The organism is Natronosporangium hydrolyticum, assembly GCF_016925615.1.
GTDB lineage: Bacteria > Actinomycetota > Actinomycetes > Mycobacteriales > Micromonosporaceae > Natronosporangium > Natronosporangium hydrolyticum.
The window spans coordinates 4,774,023-4,798,423 of record NZ_CP070499.1 but is presented as its reverse complement, the minus strand read 5'-3'; the positions used below and the strand labels follow the sequence as shown (position 1 = coordinate 4,798,423).

Sequence of the window (24,401 nt, the reverse complement as noted above, 5' to 3'; positions counted from 1 at the left end):
GCGGGCACGGTGCAACGAGCCGGCCCGCGCGTCCCCATCGGTTTCCAGCGGGCGGACGGTCCACGGCGGCGCACCCAAATCCGTGACTGCGCCTCGGCGGCTTTCGTCCTATGCTGGGCGCAGGAGGTTGTCCCCATGCCCCGTCCCAGCTCAACCCCCAAAAGCCCGACCAGCAGCGCCCCCCTCCGGTGGGTGGCGAGCGGATTCGCTCCCGCCGACTGGCGCGCTCTGGTGAGGCTCCCCGCGGAGATCATGATCGCGGCGATCTCGGTGCCGGAGACTGGGCACCGGCGGACCGTTCCGGAGGGGCTCGCCGGTCTCGACGCGATCGCCGCCGGGCGCAGCTCTGACTCGGATCTGGTCCGGGCGGTGGTCGCGGCGATCTTCGCCGAGCCCGAAGAGGAGCGAGCCCTGGAGCAGTCGGCCCCTGCCGAGCAGGCTGGTCAGCGCGGCGCGTTGCTTGACGATTGTCGCCGGGCGGTGGAGATCCTGCGCGCCCACGCCGATCCCGCCGACGGGGCCGCCTACCGGCACTGGGTGCAGCAGGTGGCGGTCCGGGTCTGCGCTGCGTCCCGCTCCGGTGGCGTGCTCGGCTTCGGCGGCGAGCAGCTCAGCGGTGCGGAACGATCGTTCCTCGACGAGCTCGGTGCGGTCCTGTCTTGAGCCCGCCCGCCGAGCCGTCGGCGGAGCCGGGTCCACCGGCTGAGCCGGGAGCAGCAACAGAGCCGGCAACGCGGCCGGGTCCACCGGTCGGCGTCGGGCCGTGGCCGGGTGAGTGGCCCAGCGACGACCGGTACGACCCCGAGCTGCTCGCCGCGGGCGACCAGCGCAACGTCGTCGACCGGTACCGCTACTGGCGGCGGGAGGCGATCGTCGCCGATCTCGACTCCCGGCGGCACGACTTTCACGTCGCGATCGAGAACTGGCAGCACGATCTGAACATCGGCACCGTGGTCCGCAACGCGAACGCGTTTCTGGCGCGGCAGGTGCATATCGTGGGCCGGCGGCGCTGGAACCGGCGGGGCGCCATGGTGACCGACCGCTACCAGCACGTGAGCCATCATGATTCGGTCGACGAGTTGCTTACCTGGGCGCGGGGGGCCGGGCTGCTGGTGGTCGGGATCGACAACCTGCCCGGCAGCCGGCCGCTGGAGACCGAACCGCTACCCCGGGCCTGCCTGTTGCTCTTCGGCCAGGAAGGCCCCGGACTCTCGGCGGCGGCGCGGGCCGAGTGCGACCTGCTCTACTCGATCGCCCAGTACGGCTCCACCCGCTCGATCAACGCCGGGGTCGCGTCGGGTATCGCCATGTACGCGTGGATCCGTGCCCACGCCGGTCCACCGCCGACCGGCTGACCAGGCTCCGTACCGCCCGCCCCGGATCGGCGAACGTGCCCGCTGGGCCCTTGACGGCGGCGATAGCCCCGTCGCAGGGTTGGGGGGTGGGCATGACCGTCACGTGTCCCCGCTGTGGTGGGGAAGTGCGTCCGCCAGGTCTGATGAGCAGCGACTGGCGTTGCGAGGAGTGTGGTCCCGTTCCGCCGCTGCACGTCCCGGACCACATCAACGACCAGGTCCTCAGCGGCGCCGTGACCGAGATCACTCGAGAGAAGCCACCGCCGCCGTTGTGGTGCCCGTGGCCGTTGCCCCCCGGCTGGACCGTCACCGGCGTGGGCTGGGCCGGCGACGACCGCGCCGGAGCGCGGGCGACCGTGCTGGCCGCCAGCGGGCCGGCCCCGCTGCTCGACGGCCCGGCGGACCTGTTGCTGGTGGCGGAGGCTCCCGGGGTGGGGCTCGCCAGCCGGTACGCGGGGCTGACCGAACGGGATCCCGGCCCCTTGCTAGCCGAGGCGATGGCCGGCAGCCCACCGCATGCCAAGGTGCGGACCGAACGCCACCCGACGCCGCTGTGGTCGGTGCCGGCGCCGGCGGACCGCAGCGCGTACGTGGGCGAGGCCAACGGGATCTGGCTGGTCGCGGTGGCCTGGCCGGCCTCCGCCGGCTACCTGCTCGCCGACGATCTGGCCCTCGCCGACCTGGTCGACTGGTTACCCCCGGAGTTGGTCTACGGCGCGCCGTGCGCCCGACTGCTCGGCTGAGGTGAGGCCCGCCCGGGCGGATTCGGCGCGGATTGATCGCCCGGTGCGGCTGCTGGCGAGTGGGCGCGCCCGGCGCGCCTCCGCGTAGGGCTGGTGGGCAAGCGCTAAGGTTGGCGCGCTGTCCGGTGGCTGTGCCGGACATAGCTGTTGAATCCCGGTGTGACCGGAGCAGACGCTGATATTCTTGGCATACCACAGCGCGAGCGGTGCGGTGGGGAGGAGGCCGACCCATGGTCAAGAAGATTCTGTTATGGGGAGGCCTAGCATTTTTAATCCTTTTCATCGCATATAACCCACGGGACGCCGCGGATGTGGTCCGCGCCCTCGGCAACGGGCTGCTCAGCATGGCCCAGGGCTTCGGAGACTTCGTCTCGGAGCTGGTCGCCTGACTGAGCCCTCGCGGCAGGGCGCCGACAACGGGGGAGCGGTGGCATGAGACGCGAGCCGCCGGACCGCTGGCCCGGGGGCGGGCCAGGCGACGAGCCGGACGACGCTGACCAGCCGAGCGAGCGCTACCAGCGCGCCGACGACGACACGCAGGCGCTCGGCCGGGTCTCGGTGCCCAACCCGGAGGTCTACGACGAGTTCGACGACCCGCTCGGCGAGCCGCCCCAGATCGACCCGGAGGAGCTAGCACCGCTGCAGGAGGCGGGAGCGGCCCCCAGCCCGGTACGACGGGTGTTGCCGCTCGAGGACGAAGCGAGCCACCTGGTGGCCCGCTACCTGTTTCCGACCGAGCGCTATCGCGGCGAGTGGAAGCGGCACATCATCCACCTGCTCTGGCCGATGACGATCGGGGTGCTGTCGACCTTTGCGTGCGGCTGGCTCGCGGGGCTGCTCTTCCAATGGGATGAGGGCGCCTGGCTCACCTGGGTGATGATCGTGCTCTGGCTCGGCGTGATGGGCTACGTCGCCTGGCGGGTGGCGGACTGGCACTTCGACAGGTTCATCCTGACCAACAAACGGGTGATGAAGGTCAGCGGCATCATCACCCGGAACGTCGCGATGATGCCGCTGCTGCGGGTCACCGACATGAAGTACGAGCAGACCCCGCTCGGCCGAGTGCTGAACTACGGCACCTTCGTGATCGAGTCTGCCGGTCAGGATCAGGCGCTGCGGGAGGTGCCGCACCTGCCGAACCCGAACGAGCTCTACCTGCGGGTGGTGGAGGAAATGTACGAACCGGCGGCGGTCGAGGCCCGAATGGGCGGTGGCGAGAGCGAATCGGAGGAAGAGGAAAAGGTCGGTGGACCATGAACTGGGCGGAACGGTAGACCAGCCGGGTGGTCTGTGTCAGGCTGGCCGAATCCAACGGCATGGAGGCGGTCGGTGGCCAATCAGTCCAGCATGGAGGAGGAGTTCCGCGAGTTCGTCGCGGCCCGCTCCACCGCCCTGCTGCGTACCGCCTATCTGCTCGCAGGCGACTGGGCCACGGCCGAAGATCTACTCCAGACCGCGCTGACCAAGACCTACCTGGCATGGAAACGACTCGGGGGCATCGAGGCGGTCGAGCCGTATACCCGGCGGGTCCTGATCAACACCGCCACCAGCTGGTGGCGCCGCCGGTGGCACGGTGAGAAGCCCACCGAGACGTTGCCCGAACGCCCCGGCCCGGACCGGCTAGAGGAGGCGCTGGCCCGGGACGCGATCTGGCAGCAGGTACGCACCCTGCCCGCCCGGCAGCGGGCGGTGCTGGTGCTGCGCTACTACGAGGACCTCTCCGAGGCACAGACCGCCGAGTTGTTGGAGATCGCGCCGGGCACGGTCAAGAGCCAGACCGCCCGGGCGCTGAACACGCTCCGAAAACGGCTGGTCGAGGCCGGTCTCGCACCGGAAACGGCGAGGACCGCGCTGCCCAGGCCCCCGGCGGGTCCCGCCCCGGCTCCCGTACCCGTGCCGCGTCGCCCCGCCGCCGAGCGGGCTGCTGCCGTCGGGTCGGTTACCGACCGGGCCGCCGTCGACTCCGCCGAGCCGGAGCCGGCCCGGCGGAGTGCCGGGGGTCGGCCCGAGCCGCTACCCGAGCCGCGGGTTCCGGCGTCCCGGGCGGGTTGACCGGTGTCCCAGGGCAACCTGCCGCCGGACCCGCGGCGTCTACCTGATGTGGCCGACCGGCAGGAGTGGGAGCAGCAGCTCAGACGCAGCCTGGGTGACCAGGCGGCGCGGGTCCCGGGCGCCCGGCGGGACCTCGCCGGCGCCGCCATCAGCCGGGCCCGCCGCGGCCAGCGCCGCCGCACCCTCGCCGGCATCGCCGCCGTGGTGGTCGCGACCGTGCTCGCCACCGGCGCCGGGATCCACAGCTGGCCCGAGCCCACCGGCTCCGAACTCGGTGCGGTAAGCGGGCTGTTCGGCGAGCGTGGTCCGGCCAGCCCCACCCCGCAACCGGAGACTGCCGCCGGGCTCGCCGTCGACGAAGACCTCGCCACCGACTTGGCGACGGCGGTGGTGGGGCCGGGGACCACCGGCGAGCTGGTGCTGTCGGCCGCCGACGGGAGCGTGATCGAACTGACCGGTGTGCGGCAGGTCCACGCGGTGGCCCGGGTCGATGACGGTTGGGCGATGGTCGGCGGGGAGCCTGGGCGGAAACGACTGTGGTGGGTCCGGCCCGGCCAGTCGCCGGTGTCGCTGCTGACCGGGATGGACGCTGTGGTGATCCACGGCGACCAGGTGGCGGCGCAGCGTGGTCGGCTACTCTCGGTCGCCATGCTGGTCGCGGGTGAGCTGGTCGGCCGGGTCAGCACCACCGGGCCGGCCGACGGGCGGCCGGTGGGCCTGCTCCACGACGCGGTGCTGTTGCAGCGGACCACCGACCCGGGCTGGGACATCTGGCAACCCGCCGCCGGGGATTACCAACCGACCTGGAACAGCGAGCTTCGCCACGTCTACGGGGCGCTCTCGGACGGCGGCTCCGCGCTCGGCCTGCTGCCGGCCGGTGCGAATCCTGACGGTGACATCGAAGGTGACGCCGACGGTGACATCGACGCCGACGCACAGTGCCTGGCGAGGCTGGAACTCGCCGACCGGCTGCGGGTGGTGGAGACTCGGTGCCTGCCCCGCGCCCTGGTCGGCGATCTGCTCGACGGTGCCCCGGCCGCGGCCTCACCGCAGGGGCGTTGGCTGATTACGGCCGGCGTTGGTGAGCCGGTGCTGGTCGATCTAGCGGCGGCATTCGACGCCCCGCAGTCGTCGGTGTCGATCCCATTAGTCGGCTTGGCGCAGCCCAAGGCGGCTCCGCTGTGGCTCACCTCCGATCGGGCGCTGCTCGACACCGGTGATGGGCTGCTGGAGGTGCGTCCCAGCCAGCTCGCCACCGGTGATGATGACGTCCCGGTCGGGCACTACCCGCTCACCGGGCCGGTCCCGGTGGTGGCGACCGGCTGAGCCGCCGGCAGCCGAGTCGCAGCCGGCTGGCAGGATCGGTGGTATGCGACGAGCGGCCACAAACCACACCGGGGAGCAGCAACCGCAACTCCCCGGGATGCCTGCCCAACTGGTGGTCGCCACCCCCAGCAAACTCGGCGCGTACGAAGACTGCCCGCGTCGCTTCCGGTACGCGTACCTGGATCGTCCCGCACCCCCGAAAGGTCCGCCGTGGGCCCACAACTCGCTCGGCGCCAGCCTGCACAACGCCCTGCGCAACTGGTATGAGTTGCCGGTTTCGCAGCGTCGGGCTGAGGCCGCGCCCACTCTGTTGAAAGCCGGTTGGGTAAGGGACGGCTACCGCGATGTCGAGCAGGAACGCGCAGTGTGGCGGCGAGCGCTGGGCTGGCTCGAATCGTACGTGGACACGGTCGCCATGCCCGAAGAGCCGCTCGGCGTCGAGCGAGGGGTGGCGGCGCGTACCTCGGTGATGGCGTTCAGTGGTCGCGCGGACCGGATCGACCCGCTCGCCGGTGACGGGCTCGCGATCGTCGACTACAAGACCGGCCGCTGGCAGCCCACCGCGGACGACGCCCGCGCCTCGGCGGCGCTGGCGCTCTACGCGTTCGCGGCGGCGCGGGTGTTCCGGCGGACCAGCCGCCGCGTCGAGCTGCACCACCTGCCGACCGGCACGGTGGCGGCGGCCGAACTCTCCGAGGAGTCGATCGCCCGGCAGGTGCGCCGGGCCGAAGCGACCGCCACCGACATCCGCGCCGCCGAGCAGGAGCTGCGGGGAGGCGGCGACCCGGACACAGTCTTCCCGATCAGCCCCGGACCCCGCTGCGGCTGGTGCGACTTCCGTAGTCATTGCCCCGCCGGCCGTGACCTTCCCGCTAAGGAACCGTGGTCGGCGGTGGCGGCGCCGGTTACCGGGCCGGTGGAAGAAGTCGACCAGATCGGCTAGCCCGGCCTCGCCTGCTCCTCCGACCTGCGCCGACGCGATAATGGCTCGGTTCGGTCAGCCGGAGGGAGCCGCGAGTGTCGCTGCGTGACAGGGTGCGAGGGTTGGTGGAGGCGCGAAGCTTCCAGCACGCGATCATGATCGTGATCGTCATCAACGCGGCCACCCTCGGGTTCGAAACCTCCCCGGCGATCATGGACTCCCATGGCGGGTTGCTGACCGGCCTGGACCGGGTGGCCCTCGGCATCTTCGTGCTGGAGCTCTCCGCGAAGTTCTACGCCTACCGGCTGCGGTTCTTCCGGGACCCGTGGAACTGCTTCGACTTCATCGTGGTCGGGATCGCGCTGGTGCCGGCGACCGGCGCCTTCTCGGTGCTGCGCGCGCTGCGGGTGCTGCGGGTGCTGCGGTTGGTCTCGATCATCCCCAGCATGCGTCGGGTGGTGGCGACGCTGCTCGCCGCGGTGCCCGGGGTCGCCTCGATCGTGGGCCTGCTGGTGCTCATCGTCTACGTCTCGGCGGTAATGGCGACCAAGCTCTTCGCGGAGGCTAGCCCGGACCACTTCGGGAACCTGGGCCGTTCTCTCTGGACGCTCTTCCAAGTGATGACGGGGGAGAGCTGGCCGGAGGTCGCGGACCGGGTGATGGCCGAGGAACCGATGGCGTGGATCTTCTTCCTGATCTACATCCTGATCTCGACCTTCGTGGTGCTCAACCTGTTCCTGGCGGTCATGGTGAACGCGATGGAGAACGTGCGTGCCGCGGACGCCGCAGACGCCGCCGAGGCCGCAGCCGCCGCGGAGGCCGCTGCCGAGACCGTGGCCCCTGCCGAGGCGGTGGGCCCTGCCGAGACCGTGGGCCCTGCCGAGGCGCGGGGCGCTACCGACGCCGCGGACCACTCGGAGCGGACCGCTGCCGGGGGCGCCGCGGTGCCGCCGCCGAGGTCTCCGGCGGCAGCCGAGCGAGCGGACGCGGCGATCCTGACCGAGTTGACCGCGCTTCGCAGCGAGGTTAGGGCGCTCAGAGAGCTGCTCCAGGAGCGGTGATCGAGCCCGCCGGGGCTGGACCGAGCGGACCCCGGCCAGTTCGAGCGGCCGGGTGGGAGCAGCAGCACCATCGCCGCCGACCTCCACCTTGTAGGGTCGCCGACATGGACCAGCTGGCGCTCGACCTCATGGCCTACTACGACCAGGATGCGACGTTGCGGGCGGAGCGTCAGGTCGACCCCGAGCGGGCCATTCGTCGGGCGGAGTTCCTCGACCTACTGCGCGCCGAGGGCCGGCGCACGCTGCTTGAGGTCGGCACTGGCCCGGGTCGGGACGCCACGGTCTTCGCCGCCGCCGGCATCCAGGTAAGCGGGGTGGACCTCGCCGCCGAGCAGGTGCGCCTGGCCCGGCGTGCCGGCGTGGACGCGTACCAGGCCACCATCTGGGACATGCCGTTCCCACCCCGGTGCTTCGAGGCCGGCTGGAGCATGAGCACCCTGCTGCACGTACCAGATTCCCGGTTCGACGCCGCCATCGATGCGATCGTGTCGAAGCTGCTGCCCGGCGCGCCGCTGGCGGTGGGCCTGTGGGGCGGAGTGGATCACGAGGGGGCCAGCGAACGCGACGTGATCACTCCGCCCCGGTTCTTCAGTCGACGATCGCACGACAGGTTGCGGCGGATGCTGGCCCGGGCGGGCGCGGTCGAGCGCTTCGTCACCTGGGGTGAGTCGCCAGGTTGGCAATACCAGTGGGCGCTGGTGCGGGTCCGGCACCGGGACGCGACCTGATCCGACTCGCAGCCGTCCCCTAGGCGGCGCATCGAGCTCCCGTCGGCACCGGCGAAGGGCGGGCCGGCCTCTTGGTGGGTTGAGTGGTGATCCACTGGCACGGCAAACTGTGCCTATAGGGCGAAACGGGCGCCATTCAGCCCACCAAGTTGGGCTGTGGCACGCTCCTTGCCCAGCGCCCTAATCGACACCCGCCGGCGACCTCCCGATCCTGGCCAGGATCTTGGCTGCGCAATCGGCCATCACCTGGTTGGCGTCGCAGCCCAAGCTCTCGATCGCCACCAGCGCGGTGATCGCGGTATCCGCGAGTTCCGCGGCCACGTCGTCAACGCTGTGCGTGACCGCGTGGCGCGGGTTCTGACCGGTCGCGCCGATCCACGCCCGCGCCGCCTCGCCGGCCTCCTCGGTCAGCTTGAGGATGCGGATGGTCTGCTGCTCCCGCCCGGTGCCCTGGTGCTCGTCCAGCCAAGCTACCGCCGCTCGCACCGCCCGCATGGTCTGGTCGTCCACGTTGTCTCCTTGCCGCAATCGAGGCAGGACGATCATCAGCCTAAGGGAGGGCGGGCCGCGGCGATGTGCGGCATGCGCAGAGCTGGTCAAGGCGACGAACTGGACTTCGAGCAGCTACGGTCAGAGACTCCTCACTGGTGATCTTCGAGGGGTGCTGCCGGGTCGCGGTGGCGGTAGATGCGGCGGAGTTGGCCAATCTCGGCGGCATTCTTCATCAGCTCCACGTTGACCCAACCGACGACCTGCGCGAACGGGCTCCCGGCGGGGAAAGGCCAACCGGTCCGGTCGGCGGCGTCGAGCTCCCCCTCGCTCAGCGTGGCGAGCGCCGTCGCCCACTGCTCGTGCAGTTGCTGGACCCGTGCCACCGCCGCTGTCGCGTCACCCGCCCATCGGATCTTCCCGGGCTGAAGCGCTCCGGCGCCGAAGGCGTGGTCGTAGACCATCGACCACCACATGTCGATGTGCCACGTCAGCCATCCGATCGTGGTGACCGGCGGCGGGTCGGGCTCCGGCTCGACCCAGTCGGGGTACCAGTCTCCGTCCTCGGCACGCCGTACGCCCCAGGCTGCGGGCGCCGGCGACCAGTGGCACTCCCGGTCGGTGAGGCCGTCCACCACCAGTTCAGTCAACGACCATGCGATGTGCAGCTGGTGCCGCAGCACCTCCAGCCGGGGCCCGTCCATCGGCACACCCTAAGATCACTTCTGGCCTACGGCGACCGGATTTTCGCCACTGACCCTGCTGGCCAGGTGCCGCTGACCTGTTGACCACGGTATGTGGTGCCAGCGCCGGTCACGGATTCGCGGGCACGAACTCGACGTGAAACAGCCAGGGGCAGACATTCCTTACGGGTGATCTCGGCAGGCCGTCCGGGACGGTGTGGTTCTGCCTAGGACGTGCATCGTGATGCCGCATCACGATGCGGAGGTAGTATTGTGGTATGCGTACGACCATCGACCTTCCGCCGGATCTGCATCAGCAGGCACTTGCCATCGCTCGCGACACGTCCCGAACGCTGAGTGAGACCGTCGCAGATCTGATGCGACGGGCTCTCGGCCAAGGGCAGCCGAGCGACTCGCCTATCACCCGGGACGAGCTGACCGGTTTGCCGGTCTTCAGTGTCGGCAAGGTCATCACCACGGAGGATGTGCGGTCCCTGGAGGACGACGAGTGACGAGCTTGCTGGACGCCAACGTCCTGATCGCGCTGCTCAACACAGACCACGTTCATCACCGAGCGGCCCAGCGATGGTTTGTTGATCTCCAGGAGAGCTTCGCCACCTGTCCTGTCACCGAGGGAGCGCTGGCCCGATTCGCATTCCGTGCTGGGAAGGCCGCCGAAGATGTCGAGCAGCTCATCGGCATGGTGGCGCAACATCCCCGCCGGGAGTTCTGGCCGGACAGCCTTCCGTATGACAGAGTCGCCTTCAAGGGCGTCATCGGTCACCGGCAGGTGACCGACGCCTATCTCGCTCAGTTGGCTCGGGCCAACGGCGGCCGTCTCGCAACCTTCGACAAAGGCCTCGCGCAATTCCACGGCGATGTCGCGGAGCTCATACCCGTGTGATCGGCCCTACCTCGGTTCGTACTGCCGCGGGTCGTCCGGTTGGCAGGTCGAAGCTGACCTCGAAGAGCCAGAGCCAGATAAGCTCGGCTTCTTATGGGCGCAGACGCAGGAATCTCCATGGTCTCCGTCCCGGCGGGGGAGGTGACGCTATCGGATCGTCGCACGCAACGCCGGTGGCCGGTCGCGCTGGAGCCCTATCGGCTCGCGGCGTTCCCGGTTACCCAAGCCCAGTACTTCGCGGTCACCGGCGAGCGGCCGAGCGCGGCTGCCGGGGACCAGCTGCCGGTGGAGCAGGTTTCGTGGTGGGACGGGATCCGGTTCTGTAACGCCCTGTCTACACGCGAGGGATTGCCGCTCGCATATCACCTCGACCCGAGCGCCGGGACCGTCGAGCACGTCTCCTCGGCTGGGTACCGGTTGCCAACCGAGGCCGAGTGGGAGCATGCCGCTCGTGCCGGCACGACCGGCCCGCGTTACGGCCCGCTCGATGAGATCGCTTGGTACCGCGGCAACTCACACGAGCGAATCCACGAGGTGGGGGGTAAGCAGCCCAACCTCTGGGGCTTGTCCGACATGCTGGGCAACGTCTGGGAGTGGTGCTGGGACATCTATGACGCCGAGGTCTACGGCACCTACCGGGTGCTCCGGGGCGGCGGTTGGTTCGACGAGCACTGGAGCTGCCGGGTTGCCGTGCGCCGGCGTAGCCATCCCACCTACCAGATCGACGACGTGGGGTTCCGAGTCGCGATCGCTGGCGGGTACGCATGATCGCGTAGGGTCGGCACGCTAAAGCCTGCCTAAGCCTTCGCGATCATCGATGCGCTGCTACCCGGCCGGGTCGAATCTGACTTCGAACAGCCAGGGCCAGAGCTTGCCGGTGATCAGGAAGGTGTCGGTGTCGGGGATCGCCGCGATGCCGTTGAGCACGTCCGCGCCGACGCCCTCCTCCTCGGTGAGCAGACCCGACGCGTCAACCACCGCCTCCACCACGCCGCGCGCCGGGTCGATCCGGACGATCTCGTCGGTGAGCCAGATGTTGGCCCAGACCTGATCGCCGACGCACTCCAGTTCGTTGATCATCGGCTGCGGTTCGCCATCCCGGGTGATCTCGACCGAACCGGTCGGCTCGAAGGTCTCCGGGTCCCGGAAGGTCAACTCCGCGCTGCCGTCGCTCATCACCAACCGGTCGCGCTCCGGGTCGTGGCACAAACCCCAGCCCTCGCCGTCGTAGGAGACTTGCTCCTGCTCGACGAGGGTGTCCCGGTCCCACCGGAACGCGACCCCTTCCTGCCAGGTCAGTTGCCAGACCGAGTCGTCGACGATGGTCAGGCCCTCGCCGAAGAACTCCGCCGGCAACGGCTCCAGTTGAACCACCTCACCGGTCTCCAGATCGGAGATCCGGATGTCGGATTCGCCGTACTGGCCGGTGCTCTCATAGAGCTGGCCGTCGAATAGCTCGAGGCCCTGCGTGAACGCCGCCGGGTCGGTCGGGTAGCGCTCCAGCACGGTCACCGTCAGCTGCGCCACCGGCTCGGGATCGCCGGCGTCGTCGGCGGTGCCGACCTCATTCGTGCAGCCGGCGAGCAGCGCAGGCACCAGGACGGCCGAGCCGATCGTCGATGTGATGGAGGGTCGCCGGCTACGCATGATGGCTACCCTACCGTCATCAACGTCGATCTAGGAAGGTGTCGGTGCGGCGGCGGCCGCGCGGGCCATCGCAGCCTGGTAGAGCGGCCCCTCATACCACCGGTGCGGCATGCTGTTGAGCACCAGCCGCAGGCTCCGGGCCGAGACGGTGGCTCCCAGATCGGTGGTGGGTAGCCCCAACCCGCCGTAGAGCCGCCGTGCCCACGGCGGCAGCAGGCTGAACGCGGTCAGGGCTATCCCGAAACTGGCTGCCCGGAACGGGCCACTGCCGAGCATCGTGAGCGTCCGGCGCCGCCAACTCTGACCGGTCGCACCGGCGGCGGGTCGCCACGGTGGCGGCGGGACGGAGAGAAAGACCAGCGTGTCAGCGGCGTCCCGGGTCATCTTCAACTCGGGGCGTACCTCGGCGAGGTAGGCCGCCGCGTCGGTGGCGGTGCCCGGGACGCTGGTGGGGTCGAGTCCGACCAGCGGAGCCCGCCGTCGCTGCTCCGACCAGTAGCCGTCCCACTCGTCGTCGGTCAGTTGTAGGCCGGCGCGCCGGGCGGTGGTGGCGTACGAGTCGACCTCGGTGACGTGGACCCAGCGCAGCAGCTCCGGCTCGTCGACCCGGAATCGTTGGCCGGAGATCGGGTCGGTGGCGTACATCCGCTGGTGAACGGCGCGGACCCGGCGCCCCGCGGCCTGCGCTTCGTCGGTGGTGCCGTAGATGGTGGTCGCGACGTAGGTGATGGTGCGGAACAGCCGCCCCCAGGGATCGGCCTTGTAACCGGAGTTCTGCACCACCCCGGCGATCGCGCGCGGGTGTAGCGCCTGCAGAAACAACGCCCGCAGCCCGCCCAGCGCGAGGATCGGCTCGTCATGGACCCGCCAGGTCACCGACCCAGGTCCGAAAAGTCCCATATCTGCGGTCACGAGCCGTCGCCTAACCCTCCGTAGTGGGCCGGGTCTGGCAGTCCGGGCAGAGCCCCCAGAAGGTCACCTCGGCCTCGTCGATGGCGAACCCGTGCCCGTCGCTCGGGGTCAGGCACGGGGCCAGGCCGGTGGCGCAATCGACATCGGCGATCTCGCCGCAGCCTCGGCAGACGATGTGGTGGTGATTGTCGCCGACCCGCGCTTCATACCGGGCGGGCGAGCCGGCGGGTTCGATCCGACGGGCGAGCCCGGCCCGGGAGAGCGCCCCGAGCACGTCATAGACCGCCTGGGTGGAGACCGAGTCGAGGCGGTGCCGGACCCGGGTAGCGATCTCGTCGACCTCCAGGTGGCCGCCGTCGTGCAGGATTTCGAGCACGGCGAGTCGCGGCCGGGTCACCCGTAGACCGGCCGCGCGCAGTAAGTCTGTGCCCGCCACCCTTCCATAACACCACGGCTGGTTGGAATGCTTCAAGAAAAAGCCACGGTACGCGGGCCGTTGCCGGCCGGATGAGCGGACTCCCGTACTGATATGGGATCTGTCGGACAGTGATTGAACCCGAACGCTCTTCGCTTCGTCTTCTGAGGTGGAGGGGTTAGACGTGTTCGAGGGTTTTCAAGGGTTGCCGCTGCACGCGCTGGCGGTTCACCTGCCGGTGGTGTTGATCCCGGCGTTGGCGGTGATGGCTGCGGTCTATGCGCTGCTGCCGAGGGTCCGGGCGCTGGTCGGCTGGCTGGTGGTGGCGCTGGCGGTGGTCGCGCCGCTCTCGGCGGTGGTGGCGAAGCTCTCCGGCGACGCGTACCGGGATGTGATGTTCGGTACCGCGGAGCTGGACCCGGATCTGCCGGTGCAGGCGCATGCCGGGTTCGGCGTCCTGTCGATGTGGTCGTCGCTGGGGCTGGGCGCGGCGACGCTGGTGCTGGCGGCGGTCCGCCGCGGGACCGAGAGCGGCTCCGGGCTGTGGCGGTGGGTGGCGTGGCTGCTGTCGGCCATCGTGCTGGTGCTGGCCGCGGTAGCGGTCTACTACCTGATCCGGGTCGGGCATACGGGCAGTGAGATGTCGCACGGCGGCCGGTTGCCCGACTAAGCCCGCGCGGTCGGCCGAGTAAGCGGCTCAGCTCAGTACCCGGTTCAGCCCAGTAACCTGCCGACCAGCACGCAGCTGAGCAGTAGCGCGACGACGCCGGCGCCGGCGCCGACCGCCCAGGTGACCAGCTGAGCCTGCCGCTCCGCCGTGGTCAGCGCGGTGTGGTCCTGCGGAGGCAGCGTTCGCGGCGGCGTCGGCTCGGCCACAACCGGTGGGCGCCACCCCGGCGGTGGCGGGCTGGTCGGCGGCGGCCCCGGGTAACTCACGCTGCTGACGTTACCGAACTCCGCCCCCCACCGCGCCGATCATGAGCGGGTTAGCCGACATCCCCGGCGAGTCTGTTGCCACGCTCAGGATCGGCGGGAGGGAGGGGTGGCCGCGGCGGCGGTTGGGGCTATGGGGGCAGCAGCACGGCGAGCGCGGCGGTCGCTGGGGTGGCCAGCACCGTACGGCTCTCCGCTGGGGTGACCGCCAGCAGCAACGCACCGGATGGCCGGTCGGTCGCGAGCACGATCGCGCCCGCCGCGAGCTCGACCGGAGCCGCCGATGGCGGCGGTGCGGGCAACGGCGATGGCGCGGTCGGGGATGGCGCCGGCGGCACCAGCTCGGGCGGCGTCTGCTCGGCCGGCGTCTGCTCGGCCGGTCGGAGTAAGGCGGTCTCGACCGAGAACAGGTCGACCCGATCACCGGGGCGGAGCAGGGCGAGGCTGGCCGGGTCGGCGAGCCGGACCGGCACCCCAACCCGGCCGCTCGGCACCGGCAGTCGACCCGGTGGCGCGTCCGGGTCGACCGCGCCGGCACCCGGGGGCTGTGGCCAGTGCACCGAACCAGGCTCCGGCCAACCCGCCGGGGCGGGTGCCGTCGCGGGCCTCGGCCCGGGCTGCTGGGTCGGGCTCGGGACGGTCGGCGACCCCGCCTCCCGGTCGCCGGAGCCGTCGCGCCCGCCGGTGTAGAGCACGGCGGCCGCGGTGAGCAGCAGCGCCGCGACCGCGACCAGCCGTGCCAGCGTGGCCCGCCGGGGCAGTCGCAGCCGGCCGACCGGTGCGAGCGAGTTCGCGCGCCGGGCACGCACGGGGGTGAAGGCCATGCTGCCGGAGGCTAGGAGCGCTCACCCGGCGACCGCAACCGGCCGCGGGCCGGACCTGTGGATAGCGACCCTAGCGAGGTGGTTGTGGAAAACCCGCCGGGGAAACGTGCCACTGGACCCGGCGCCGGGGACCCCCGGGTCAGCTGCTGGTGCTGGCTTTGGCCTTGTCTTTGCTGCCGCTGCCCGAGCTGGCCGCGGAGTCCTTGCCGCCGCTGCCCGAGGCACCGCTGCCCGAGCTGCTGCTGTCGGAGCTGCCGGTGGAGCTGGCGTCGCTCGACTTCCCGGCGCCCTCACTCTTGCCGGCGGCGTCCTTGCCCTCCGAACCGTTGCTGCCGCGCTTGCCATTCTCGGCGGCCCGGGAGTCGGTGCGGTAGAAGCCGGAGCCCTTGAAGACCACTCCGACCGAGCCGAACAGCTTGCGGAGCCGGCCCTGGCATTCGGGGCACTCCGTCAACGCCTCGTCGGAGAAGGACTGCACCGCCTCGAGCTGGTGGCTGCACGCGGTGCAGGCGTACTGGTAGGTCGGCACGGTAACCTCCATCGCGCTCTGACCCCGGCTGGCCGCCGGGTGCCCTAGAATCTAGCACTCAATCAATTGGAGTGCTAACAAGCGATCGGATCGGAGCCGCCCGTTGCCGTCCTCACCAGCCCGGACGCGGGGGTGACGGCCCCGGTGACCCGGGCGTCGTGCGGCTCGGCCGGCACCTCCGCCAGCAACTCCCCGTCGTGCAGCAGCGCCAACACCGGGACGCCGGCCGGCACCCGGGCCAGCGCCCGGTCGTAGGACCCGCCGCCGCGGCCCAACCGGACCCCGCGCTGATCCACCGCCACCGCCGGGACCAGCACCAGGTCGGCCTCGGCGACCGCGCCGCGGCCCAGCCGCGGCCCGACCGGCTCCCGCATCCCGCGGTGCCCCGCCGCCAACTGGCCCTCGTAGCGGGCCCAGGACAGGTCCAGGTCGGGCCGCAGCACCGGCAACAGCAACCGGCCGCCGGCCGGCTGGTCGGCCAGCGCCGCGAGCAGGACGTCGGGCAGGTCGGCCCCGCCCGGCTCCGCCCCGAACGGGGCGTACGCGGTGACCGTGAGCCCGCCCCGGGCCGGCGGGGGCAGCGCGGCGAGCACCTGGTGCAGCGTGGCCTGCACGGCGGCGGCCGCGGTCGCGCGCTCCCGGTCGGTCAGCTGGCGCCTTGCGGCGAGCAGCCGGGACCGCAGCGCCGCCTTCGACGTCGCATGATCGATTGGTTCGCCAGAATCCGACACCCGAAACGCCTGCGCACTCCCCACATCATTTGCCCCGCTGTGTAAGCATCGCATCCGAATGACTTTTTCGGTGACGAGGGAGCGGCAGGGGGCGGGCGAGTGACGCTGCGGATGCGCCTGACAGCGGCCTTCCTCGCAGTGGTGCTCGCGCCGATCCTGCTCGGCGCCGGCTTCGTCGGCTACACGGTCAACGCGGTCGGCGAGGAGCGGGCAGCGCACCAGCTTGAAGTCGCCGCCGGCGCGGTGCGCAGCTCGGTCGCCGGGCTGTGCCAGCAGTTGCGGACGGCCGCGCAGCTGGGCGCGGCGGCCTCGGCCGGGCAGCGCCAGGTGGTCGCGGAGGCGCTAGTGCGGGAAGGCCCGGTGACCGGGGTGCGGGTGCTCGCCAGCGACGGCTCGCCGATCACCCACGCCGGCCGGCCCCCGCTGCCGCGCTGGGCCGACTGCGACGCCCCGGCCGAGGCGGTCGGGCAGGAGCGGTTCCGGGCGCTCGCCGCCGCCGCCCCGTTGACCGGTCCGGACGACCCGGCGGGCGGCGAGGTGTGGGCGCTCGCCCACCTGGACCAGGAGCTGGTGGAACGGCTCGCCGCAGCGGCCGGGGTGGCGGTCACCATCCGTACCGCGGGCATCACCGGGCTGCTGACCACCGATGACACCGCCGGGTCCGCGGTGGCGGCGGCGTCATCGGCCGAGCCCGATGCGGTGACCGAGAGCGCCGACGGCCGCTGGGTGCGCCGGCTGGACCCGACCGCCGGGCAGCCGCTGTCGCTGGTGTTGAGCACCTCGGGCAGCTACCCGCCCACCTTCTATCCGTTACTGAGCGGGCTGGTGGTGCTCGCCGGCCTGGTCGCCGTGCTGGCGGCCTGGCGGCTGGGGCGCTCGACCACCCGACCGCTGACCGAGCTGGCGCACGCCGCCGACCGGGTGGCCGAGGGCGACCTGAGCGTCCGGGTGCCGGTTCGCACCACCGACGAGACCGGCCGGCTCGCCGCGACCTTCAACCGGATGACCCACCGGATGCAGCTGTACGTGCAGGCCTTGACCGCCAGCCGGGATCAGCTCCGCCGGCATCTGGCGGTACTGGGCGACACGCTCTCCGGAACCCACGACCTGGAGCGGATTCTGCGGGTGATCCTGCAGAGCGCGCTCACCACCGCGGCCGGCAGCCGCGGTGCGGTCCTGCTGGTCGACGAACGCAACCACACGCTCACCGGCCACGCCACCGTGCCGATCCGGGGTGCGATCGGCGAGGGTCACGCCGCCCTGCCGGTGACGGTGCCGTTGGACCAGGGCCTGCTCGGGCGGGTCGCCACCACCGGCCGGGCGCAGCGCGGCCGGATCGACGCCGACCAGGCGCCCGAGGAGAGCGTCGCGCTGCACCCCGACGAGCCCCGCTGCCGTACCTATGTGGTGGTGCCGATCACCGCGCCCGGCGGGGTGGTGATGCCGACGGCGCCGTGGCCGGTGCCGCCCGGGGTGCGGGGGGTGCTGGCGCTCTACGACCGGTTGGGCGGCGACGACTTCGACGACTCCGACCTGGTGGCGCTGCGGACCTTCGCCGGCCAGGCCGGCGTGGCCGTCGACAATGTGCGGATCCATCAAGAGGCCCAGCGGTTGTCGTTGACCGACCCGCTCACCGGGCTGTGGAACTACCGTTACCTGAACGAGGCGATCCGCAAGGAGGTGGAGCGGGCCCACCGCTTCAACCATCCACTAGCGCTGCTCGTGCTCGACCTGGACCGGTTCAAAGAGGTCAACGATGCGTACGGGCATCCGGCCGGGGACGCGGTGCTGGCCGAGTTCGCGCAGCGGATCGGCGGCGTGATCCGGGAGGTCGACCTGGCGTTCCGGCACGGCGGCGAGGAGTTCGCGGTGATGCTGCCGGAGACCGACGCGCCCGGGGCGGCGGTGCTGGCCCGCCGGCTCGGGATGGCGGTGCGCGACCAGCCGATGGTGATCAGTCCGCGGGGCGCGGAGGGCGACGACGAGCTGCCGATCAGCGTCACCGTCTCGATCGGTATCGCCGTCTACCCGGACCATGCCCGTACCCCGGACGGGCTGTTGGAGGCGGCCGACGATGCCCTCTACGCGGCGAAGGCGGCGGGCCGGGACACCTTCCGGGTGGCGGGCGACCCGGAGTCGGGGGAGCCGTCGACGACGGAGCCGGTCCCCGCTGGTGATCCCGGGGCGATCGAGGAGGAGGATCCGGCGGCCGGCGGGGCGCAGCCACCCCGGCAGTCCCGCGGCCGATAGTCTCGCTTACATGTCCCAAGACCCTCACGCCGACCGGCGCGAACGCCGAAATCCCAGCGTAACGGCGCGTGCTGAATGCGCGGTGATACCGGCGGCCGGCTTCGCCACCCGCTTCCTGCCCGTCACCAAGTCCATCCCGAAAGAGTTGCTCCCGGTGGTGGATCGGCCAGTGCTGCAGTACATCGTCGAGGAGGCCGCGCAGGCCGGTATCGGCGACGTGCTGCTCATCACCGGGCGCGGCAAGACATCCATGGTCGACTACTTCGACCGCCGCCCCGAACTGGAAGACATCTTAGCCGCGAAGGGCGACGAGAAGCGGCTGGCGGCGGTGCGCAAGCCGGCCGAGCTCGCGGAGATCTTCACGGTGCGACAACCGGAGATGCGCGGCCTCGGCCACGCGGTCGGGTGCGCCCGTGCCCACGTCGGCGACCGGCCGTTCGCGGTGCTGCTCGGCGACGAGTTCTTCGCCCCGCCGGTGCTGCCGGAGATGCTCGACCTGCAGGCCCGCACCGGCGGCATCGTGCTGGCGCTGGTCGAGGTCCCCGACGAGCAGGTCAGCCGGTACGGCATCGGTGCGGTGGCGCCGGCCGACCCGGATCTGGGCGACCCGGAGCAGGTGGTGGCGGTGACCGGCCTGGTGGAGAAGCCGGCGCCGGCCGACGCCCCCAGCAACCTCGCGCTCGCCGGCCGGTACGTCCTGCCCAGCAGCATCTTCGAGGCGATCGACCAGACCGGCCCCGGCTCCGGCGGCGAGATCCAGCTCACCGACGCGATGGCCCGGCTGCTAGCCGAGGGCACTCCGGTGCACGCGGTGGTGTTCCGCGGGGTCCGCTACGACACCGGGGCGCCGCTGGGTTACCTGCAGGCGGTCGTGCAGCACGCCTGCCAAAATGAGGAGCTGGGGCCGGAGTTCCGGCAGTGGCTGACCACTCTGGTCGCCGAGTTCGGCGAACTCGGTGTCGGGGGGCGTACTGGATGACCACCACGGTCGACGCGGGGGCGGCGACCGCGCGGACGTCGCTCGCGGACTACCTGAGCAGCGTGCTGCGCAGGTTGCCACCGCTGCCCCCGCTCGACCTCGACCTCACCCAGGCGTACGGGCATGTGCTGGCCCAGGATGTGCCGGCGCCGCACCAGGCGCCCTCGTTCGACTACGCCGCTATCGACGGGTATGCAGTCAGCGCTGACGACCTGCTCGGGGTGGCGCGCATGACCCGGCTCTCGGTGATCGGCGACCTCACCGCCGCCAGCTGGCGACCGGTCCGGTTGACGCCGGGTACGTGTTTCTCGGTGGCGGCCGGCGCCCCGCTGCCCGGCGGCGCCGACACCGTCGTCCCCGCCGACTGGACCGACCAGGGGATGGCGGCGGTGGAGATCCACCGGCCGCCGAAGCGGGGTCACGGCGTGCGCCGCGCCGGCGATGAGATCGGCGCGGGGACGGTGCTGGCGCGGGCCGGGGTGGTGGTGACGCCGGCGCTGTTGGCGGTCTTCGCCGCCACCGGCATCGCCCACGTGGTGGTCCGACCCAGCCCCCGGGTGGTGGTCGCGGCCACCGGCGACGAGCTGGTCGACCTGGGCCGGGTCAGCCAGCCGGGGCAGGTGGTCGACGTCAGCTCGCACGCGCTCGCCGCGGCGGCCAGCGAGGCCGGCGCCTACGTCTACCGGCTCGGGATCTGCGACGACGACCCGGAAGGGCTGCGCGGTCTGCTGGAAGACCAGAGCAACCGGGCCGATCTGATCATCACCACCGGTGGCACCGGCGTCGGTCCGGGAGACATGGTCCGACGAGTGCTGGCCCGCCGGGACGGCGTACGGGCCGGGTCGGTCGCCTTCACCGAACTGGCGGTCTACCCGTGCTCGATGCTCGGGTTCGGCACCGTCGGGGTGGAGGAGGTGCCGATCATCTGCCTGCCGGGCGACCCGGGCGCGGCGATGATCGGCTTCGAGATGCTGGTGCGACCGGCGGTCCAGCTGCTCTCCGGCGCTCAACCGGTGTTTCGGCCGAGCGTACGTGGGCACTTGTTGACGGCGGTGCAGTCCCCGTTGGGGATGCGGGAGTTCCGGCCGGCGCAGGTCTCGGAACGTCGTGGCGGCGGCTACACGGTGCAGCCGTTGGCGGGCGGTCCTTACACTCTGTCTGGGCTGGCCGCCAGCAACGCGTTGATGGTGCTCGGGGAGCGGATCGGCAGCGCGCCAGCTGGATCTACAGTGGATGTCATGTTGCTCGACAGAAGACGGTGACACAGTGACGGTGGCAGGGTGGCGGTGATGGCCCTCGGGGCCCTGACCCGACCGGGTTGGCCGGCGATCCTCGCCGACGGGCCGGTCGTCCTGCGCCCCTACCGGCGCCGCGACGCCGCGCAGTGGTCGGCGGTGCGGTGCGCCAACCAGGCGTGGCTCGCCCCCTGGGAACCTGCCGGCTACGGGCCGTGGGTCGAGCTGAACTCACCGGCCGCGTACCGGCTCTTCTACCGGGACATGCGCCACTCCATCCGCGACGGCAGCGCCATGCCGTTCGCGATCGTGCTCCGCGAAGGTGGCGGCGAGCGCTACGTCGGCCACATCAGCCTCGGCAACATCGCCCGCCGCGCCTTCGGGTCGGGCTACGCCGGCTACTGGGTGGATTCGGCGGTGGCCGGGCGCGGCATCATGCCGACCGCGCTCGCGCTGCTGGTGGACCACGCCTTCGGCCCGGCCGGGCTGCACCGGGTCGAGGTGAACGTCCGGCCGGAGAACCGGGCCAGCCGCCGGGTGGTGGAGAAGCTGGGTTTCCGGGAAGAGGCATACCACCCCCGGTACATGCTCATCGACGGCGCTTGGAGAGACCACATCGGATATGCCCTGACCAGCGAGGACGTAGCGGCCGAAGGTGGCCTGCTGGCGCGCTGGCACCGCCGCGGCGGTGGCGCCGGCTAACCCGGGGGAAGTCCCGCTCCGGCGTGCCGTCGGACGAGCCTGGCGCGACCACCGTAGCCTCCAAGAAGGCGGTCCCTGACCCCGGCGCTGGTGGTCGTGCCCGTGCCGGAGTCGGGCCGGCGTCGTCGACCACTGTAGGGACGGGAGGATGTGCGGGTGCCGACCTCGGTGCTGCTCGCCGTCCTGGCCGCCGCCGGGTTGTTGGCGCTGGCGCCGGCGTTGGTCCGGCGCTACGACGCGACGGAGCGGCTGGAGGCGGCGCGGGCGCAGTCCACGGCCCGGGTGCTGTCGCGTACCCGCCGCCGCCGCACCGTCCCAGGCCGCCGCCCCATCAACCCCCCCTTGTCAGTTGATCATGGACCTAAGGACATGGAAGGGGCCAAATCGCGCCCCGAACCCCATGATCAACAGCCGCAATCGCCGGTGCGGCGTCGGGCAAGGGAGGGCCCCCGCCGTGGCAAACCGCGGACCACCCGACGCGACCGGACCGCGATAGGTCGCCCACGGCGCCGACCCCGGCAGTCCCCGGCGATCTACCGGCGGCGCCGAGCCCTCGCCGCCCTGGTGCTGCTCAACGTGGTGAAACTGGTCGGGGTAGCGACGGTCGGACCCGGCTTCTGGATCGGGTTCGCGGTAACCGGCACCCTCCTCCTGGCGTACCTCGGCTACCTGCGACAGCTCGCGGTGGCCGACCGGCGCCGCCGACGGGCAGAAGCCCGGCACCGGGCATGGGTCGCCGCCCGGCAGGCCCAGGTACGGCAGGAGCAGGAGCGGCGGCTGGCCGAACGGCGGGCAGCCGCCCGCCGCCTGGCCGAGCAGCGGGAGCAGCTGCGCCGCGCCGGCGACGGCTGGTCCGCCGACCCCACGGTCTCCTACCGGCGCGCCGGTCGCATCGAGCAGCCCGGCGGCCCCCGGGAAGCGGCGAGCGGCTAACGATGAAACCCGACCCCGCGCGGCGGGTCGCGGCCGCTCCTGACCGTTGCTCCCCGCCTCACTGCAGGTAGCGCTCGACCTCCTCGACGGGCCGGGGCTCAACCACGTCGTCGGGCTGGCCCTCGCTGCGGGCGGCCCGCCGGCGGCGAAGCAGATCCCAACACTGGTCGAGCTGCTCCGCCACGGTGCGCAGCCGCGCCTGCTCCTCGGCGCTACTGATCACGCCAGCCGCCAGCTGGCTACGCAGCCGGTGTTCCTCATCCACCAGCTCGTCGATCCGGCCCAACACCGATTCGTCCCTCATATCCGAAGGATCGCACGATCTCATCGTGAAAGCCAACAAACAGGTGTACGCGGAGCCGGGGCCGACCGGCCGTCCCCGCGGCGTACCGCGTCGCACGGATACCAGCCGGCCTGCTATCGTTGCTGGCGGTCCATGACTGGTCGTCCTGGTCCGTCTATGGGGCTTGAGCCCCATGGGGCTGTAGCGCAGTCCGGTAGCGCACCTCGTTCGCATCGAGGGGGTCAGGGGTTCGAATCCCCTCAGCTCCACCATTACCTAGCCTGACCAGGGCGAACGTTATTTAAAGATCAACAAGTACAGCCTGAGTACAACTCAGCTTTGATCTTGAGTCTCAACCGGCGATGTCGTTGGGCGGAGCTGGCTACCGATGATGTTGCGCCGCCGCTGCTTTCGCGGCCACCAGTGCACATAGGTTTCAAGGGTTATCCGCAGGCTGGAGTGGCGCAGCGCCCGCTGTACGTCGGTGGGGTCGGCGCCGGCGGTGATGAGCATGGTGGCGAAGTAGTGGCGCAGCGAATGAAAGGTGCCCTCCGCTGGCCAGCCCGCTTGCCGCCGCCACCGTCCCCAGATGTCCGACCAGCGCTGATCATGGACCGGACGTCCCTGCGCATCGGTGAACAGCAGCGGAACCGCGCGGAGCTTCGGCGCCTTTCCCGGGTCGGGGGTGCCGGCGGTGATGTCTGGCAGTTCCACCGTGACCGGCGGGTACTTCCGGACATGCTCTCCCAGCACCGCCGCAACATCGTCGTCCAGGTCGACCGAGCCCACGGAACCGGACTTCGGTGGGGCGAGGTAGAAGCCGCCGAACTCTGCCCGGTGAAAGCGAAGCTGTTGGACCACCCGCACTTCCTGAAGGTCGCGGTCGAGGCAGCGAGTTCCGTCCTCGAAACCGAGCACCTCGCCGAGGCGTAGCCCTGCTCCCGCGCCCAGCCATACCGCTGCCCGATACTCATCGGGAACCACCGCGAACAGCGCGCGCACGTCCTCGGTGGTGGGCACCCACTTCGGTGCCCGGGAGACGCCACGCAGGATTGCCGAAAGCCGGATGGCTTTACACGGGTTCTCCAGTACCACCCGGTCAACGAGCGCCGCGTTCAAGATCATGTTGAGTAGGTCGAAGTAGGTGCGAATCGATGACTGCGCGACGTTCTTCGCCATTAGGTGAGTGATCCATTCGAGCACATCCGTAACGGTGATCGCCATGATCGGCCGGTCGGCGAAGTACGGGTACAGGTGATGCCGTAGCCGGGCATCGATATGACGCCGATAATCGAGCGCTTGCCCGATCTGCCGAGATGTCTGCCAACGCTCGGTGTAGGCCCGGAAGGTTGTCCTCGGCCCGCTAACTACTGGCTGCTCAGCTTCGCTGACGCGGGGCCTCCTATCCCACTCCTCAGCGTCGGTCTTGCGGTCGAAGAATCGCGTCGAGGGCTTGCCCGTAGCATCCTCGAACCGGACTCGCCAGCGCTTGCCCTGGCCGTGACGCTTCGAGGGGCGGCGCTTGCCGTCCGGGCCAGGCTTCTTGAGGTACCAGAGGTCATCGACGGGCATATCAGTCTCCCTGCTGGTCGAGCCAGGCCCGGATGTCGGCCGGGTCGTAACGGAGGTGTCGGCCGATCCGCCGGGCACGCGGACCGGTGCGCCGGTATCGCCACTGGTAGAGGGTGGCCACCGGCACCCCGAGGTAGGTGGCGACGTCCTCGACTGTCCACAGCGGTTCCAGAGTTGTCGTAGGCATGCGCTC

Annotated in this window: 31 protein-coding genes and 1 tRNA gene; 20 read left to right on the top strand and 12 right to left on the bottom strand. The window is 71.1% G+C overall.

Annotated features, from left to right (window positions below; all coding sequences use genetic code 11):
- The first annotated feature begins 192 nt into the window (after nt 1-192).
- The 10 genes from JQS43_RS21530 (at nt 193) to JQS43_RS21485 (ending at nt 8,187) form a co-directional block, all read left to right on the top strand.
- Nucleotides 193-663: a hypothetical protein gene (locus JQS43_RS21530; RefSeq protein ID WP_239676189.1), complete on the top strand. Its 471-nt coding sequence runs from the start codon at nt 193-195 to the stop codon at nt 661-663.
- Between the two features lie 143 nt (nt 664-806).
- Complete coding sequence (locus JQS43_RS21525) at nt 807-1,355, top strand: TrmH family RNA methyltransferase (RefSeq protein ID WP_239679527.1); 549 nt, start codon at nt 807-809, stop codon at nt 1,353-1,355.
- Between the two features lie 92 nt (nt 1,356-1,447).
- Nucleotides 1,448-2,098: a DUF6758 family protein gene (locus tag JQS43_RS21520; protein WP_338037135.1), complete on the top strand. Its 651-nt coding sequence runs from the start codon at nt 1,448-1,450 to the stop codon at nt 2,096-2,098.
- Nucleotides 2,099-2,328: 230 nt separating this feature from the next.
- On the top strand, nt 2,329-2,487 hold the full coding sequence (locus JQS43_RS21515; RefSeq protein WP_239676187.1) for a hypothetical protein: 159 nt from the start codon (nt 2,329-2,331) through the stop codon (nt 2,485-2,487).
- 43 nt (nt 2,488-2,530) lie between these two features.
- Nucleotides 2,531-3,355: a PH domain-containing protein gene (locus tag JQS43_RS21510; protein ID WP_239676186.1), complete on the top strand. Its 825-nt coding sequence runs from the start codon at nt 2,531-2,533 to the stop codon at nt 3,353-3,355.
- 72 nt (nt 3,356-3,427) lie between these two features.
- Complete coding sequence (locus JQS43_RS21505; protein WP_239676185.1) at nt 3,428-4,150, top strand: SigE family RNA polymerase sigma factor; 723 nt, start codon at nt 3,428-3,430, stop codon at nt 4,148-4,150.
- 3 nt (nt 4,151-4,153) lie between these two features.
- Nucleotides 4,154-5,476, top strand: a complete 1,323-nt coding sequence (locus tag JQS43_RS21500; protein WP_239676184.1) for a hypothetical protein — start codon at nt 4,154-4,156, stop codon at nt 5,474-5,476.
- Between the two features lie 43 nt (nt 5,477-5,519).
- The gene (locus JQS43_RS21495; protein WP_239676183.1) at nt 5,520-6,419 is read left to right on the top strand and encodes a RecB family exonuclease; all 900 of its coding nucleotides are present in this window, start codon (nt 5,520-5,522) and stop codon (nt 6,417-6,419) included.
- 74 nt (nt 6,420-6,493) lie between these two features.
- Nucleotides 6,494-7,459: an ion transporter gene (locus JQS43_RS21490; protein ID WP_239676182.1), complete on the top strand. Its 966-nt coding sequence runs from the start codon at nt 6,494-6,496 to the stop codon at nt 7,457-7,459.
- Between the two features lie 104 nt (nt 7,460-7,563).
- Nucleotides 7,564-8,187, top strand: a complete 624-nt coding sequence (locus JQS43_RS21485; protein WP_239676181.1) for a class I SAM-dependent methyltransferase — start codon at nt 7,564-7,566, stop codon at nt 8,185-8,187.
- A gap of 180 nt (nt 8,188-8,367) precedes the next feature.
- Here JQS43_RS21485 and JQS43_RS21480 read toward each other — a convergent pair whose 3' ends face one another.
- Both JQS43_RS21480 and JQS43_RS21475 read right to left on the bottom strand, forming a co-directional pair.
- Nucleotides 8,368-8,697, bottom strand: coding sequence for a MazG-like family protein (locus tag JQS43_RS21480; RefSeq protein WP_338037134.1), 330 nt, complete (start codon nt 8,695-8,697; stop codon nt 8,368-8,370).
- A gap of 131 nt (nt 8,698-8,828) precedes the next feature.
- Entirely contained in the window at nt 8,829-9,380 is a 552-nt protein-coding gene (locus JQS43_RS21475) for a DinB family protein (protein ID WP_239676180.1), read from the bottom strand.
- 257 nt (nt 9,381-9,637) lie between these two features.
- On the opposite strand from JQS43_RS21475, the gene JQS43_RS21470 reads away from it, so the two are divergent.
- The 3 genes from JQS43_RS21470 to JQS43_RS21460 all read left to right on the top strand — a co-directional run bounded on the left by JQS43_RS21470 (nt 9,638) and on the right by JQS43_RS21460 (nt 11,031).
- Complete coding sequence (locus JQS43_RS21470; protein WP_239676179.1) at nt 9,638-9,871, top strand: hypothetical protein; 234 nt, start codon at nt 9,638-9,640, stop codon at nt 9,869-9,871.
- A complete protein-coding gene (locus tag JQS43_RS21465; protein ID WP_239676178.1) occupies nt 9,868-10,263 on the top strand; it encodes a TA system VapC family ribonuclease toxin in 396 nt (131 codons plus the stop codon). The genes JQS43_RS21470 and JQS43_RS21465 overlap by 4 nt, the downstream gene beginning before the upstream one ends.
- Before the next feature lie 117 nt (nt 10,264-10,380).
- A complete protein-coding gene (locus JQS43_RS21460; protein WP_239676177.1) occupies nt 10,381-11,031 on the top strand; it encodes a formylglycine-generating enzyme family protein in 651 nt (216 codons plus the stop codon).
- A gap of 57 nt (nt 11,032-11,088) precedes the next feature.
- Here JQS43_RS21460 and JQS43_RS21455 read toward each other — a convergent pair whose 3' ends face one another.
- The 3 genes from JQS43_RS21455 to JQS43_RS21445 are packed head-to-tail and all read right to left on the bottom strand — an operon-like array spanning nt 11,089 to nt 13,258.
- Nucleotides 11,089-11,910 (bottom strand): glutaminyl-peptide cyclotransferase, encoded by an 822-nt coding sequence (locus JQS43_RS21455; RefSeq protein ID WP_239676176.1) that lies wholly within the window; start codon nt 11,908-11,910, stop codon nt 11,089-11,091.
- A gap of 30 nt (nt 11,911-11,940) precedes the next feature.
- A complete protein-coding gene (locus JQS43_RS21450; RefSeq protein WP_239679525.1) occupies nt 11,941-12,810 on the bottom strand; it encodes an oxygenase MpaB family protein in 870 nt (289 codons plus the stop codon).
- A gap of 22 nt (nt 12,811-12,832) precedes the next feature.
- Complete coding sequence (locus JQS43_RS21445) at nt 12,833-13,258, bottom strand: Fur family transcriptional regulator (protein WP_239676175.1); 426 nt, start codon at nt 13,256-13,258, stop codon at nt 12,833-12,835.
- A gap of 163 nt (nt 13,259-13,421) precedes the next feature.
- On the opposite strand from JQS43_RS21445, the gene JQS43_RS21440 reads away from it, so the two are divergent.
- Complete coding sequence (locus tag JQS43_RS21440; RefSeq protein WP_239676174.1) at nt 13,422-13,907, top strand: DUF2231 domain-containing protein; 486 nt, start codon at nt 13,422-13,424, stop codon at nt 13,905-13,907.
- Nucleotides 13,908-13,951: 44 nt separating this feature from the next.
- On the opposite strand, the gene JQS43_RS21435 is transcribed toward JQS43_RS21440, so the two are convergent.
- The 4 genes from JQS43_RS21435 to JQS43_RS21420 all read right to left on the bottom strand — a co-directional run bounded on the left by JQS43_RS21435 (nt 13,952) and on the right by JQS43_RS21420 (nt 16,254).
- A complete protein-coding gene (locus tag JQS43_RS21435) occupies nt 13,952-14,173 on the bottom strand; it encodes a hypothetical protein (protein ID WP_239676173.1) in 222 nt (73 codons plus the stop codon).
- 128 nt (nt 14,174-14,301) lie between these two features.
- Nucleotides 14,302-14,994, bottom strand: a complete 693-nt coding sequence (locus tag JQS43_RS21430; RefSeq protein WP_239679594.1) for a hypothetical protein — start codon at nt 14,992-14,994, stop codon at nt 14,302-14,304.
- Nucleotides 14,995-15,133: 139 nt separating this feature from the next.
- Nucleotides 15,134-15,523: an FmdB family zinc ribbon protein gene (locus JQS43_RS21425; RefSeq protein ID WP_239676172.1), complete on the bottom strand. Its 390-nt coding sequence runs from the start codon at nt 15,521-15,523 to the stop codon at nt 15,134-15,136.
- Nucleotides 15,524-15,597: 74 nt separating this feature from the next.
- Nucleotides 15,598-16,254: a 5-formyltetrahydrofolate cyclo-ligase gene (locus JQS43_RS21420; protein ID WP_239679524.1), complete on the bottom strand. Its 657-nt coding sequence runs from the start codon at nt 16,252-16,254 to the stop codon at nt 15,598-15,600.
- 99 nt (nt 16,255-16,353) lie between these two features.
- Here JQS43_RS21420 and JQS43_RS21415 point away from each other — a divergent pair, with 99 nt between their 5' ends.
- From JQS43_RS21415 to sepX, 5 genes are all read left to right on the top strand, one after another.
- On the top strand, nt 16,354-18,504 hold the full coding sequence (locus JQS43_RS21415; RefSeq protein WP_420847611.1) for a GGDEF domain-containing protein: 2,151 nt from the start codon (nt 16,354-16,356) through the stop codon (nt 18,502-18,504).
- 10 nt (nt 18,505-18,514) lie between these two features.
- The gene (locus JQS43_RS21410; RefSeq protein ID WP_239676170.1) at nt 18,515-19,483 is read left to right on the top strand and encodes a UTP--glucose-1-phosphate uridylyltransferase; all 969 of its coding nucleotides are present in this window, start codon (nt 18,515-18,517) and stop codon (nt 19,481-19,483) included.
- Complete coding sequence (locus JQS43_RS21405) at nt 19,480-20,745, top strand: molybdopterin molybdotransferase MoeA (protein ID WP_239676169.1); 1,266 nt, start codon at nt 19,480-19,482, stop codon at nt 20,743-20,745. Before JQS43_RS21410 ends, JQS43_RS21405 begins: the two co-directional genes overlap by 4 nt.
- Nucleotides 20,746-20,772: 27 nt before the next feature.
- A complete protein-coding gene (locus JQS43_RS21400; protein WP_239676168.1) occupies nt 20,773-21,420 on the top strand; it encodes a GNAT family N-acetyltransferase in 648 nt (215 codons plus the stop codon).
- A gap of 150 nt (nt 21,421-21,570) precedes the next feature.
- Nucleotides 21,571-22,353, top strand: a complete 783-nt coding sequence (gene sepX, locus JQS43_RS21395; protein ID WP_239676167.1) for a divisome protein SepX/GlpR — start codon at nt 21,571-21,573, stop codon at nt 22,351-22,353.
- 58 nt (nt 22,354-22,411) lie between these two features.
- Here the strand turns inward: sepX and JQS43_RS21390 are convergent, their stop codons facing one another.
- Nucleotides 22,412-22,657, bottom strand: coding sequence for a DUF2630 family protein (locus JQS43_RS21390; protein WP_239676166.1), 246 nt, complete (start codon nt 22,655-22,657; stop codon nt 22,412-22,414).
- Nucleotides 22,658-22,831: 174 nt separating this feature from the next.
- On the opposite strand from JQS43_RS21390, the gene JQS43_RS21385 reads away from it, so the two are divergent.
- A tRNA-Ala gene (locus tag JQS43_RS21385) sits at nt 22,832-22,908 on the top strand.
- 61 nt (nt 22,909-22,969) lie between these two features.
- Here the strand turns inward: JQS43_RS21385 and JQS43_RS21380 are convergent.
- Nucleotides 22,970-24,208 (bottom strand): tyrosine-type recombinase/integrase, encoded by a 1,239-nt coding sequence (locus JQS43_RS21380; protein WP_239676165.1) that lies wholly within the window; start codon nt 24,206-24,208, stop codon nt 22,970-22,972.
- A gap of 1 nt (nt 24,209) precedes the next feature.
- Nucleotides 24,210-24,395, bottom strand: a complete 186-nt coding sequence (locus JQS43_RS21375) for a helix-turn-helix transcriptional regulator (protein ID WP_239676164.1) — start codon at nt 24,393-24,395, stop codon at nt 24,210-24,212.
- Between the last annotated feature and the right edge of the window lie 6 nt (nt 24,396-24,401).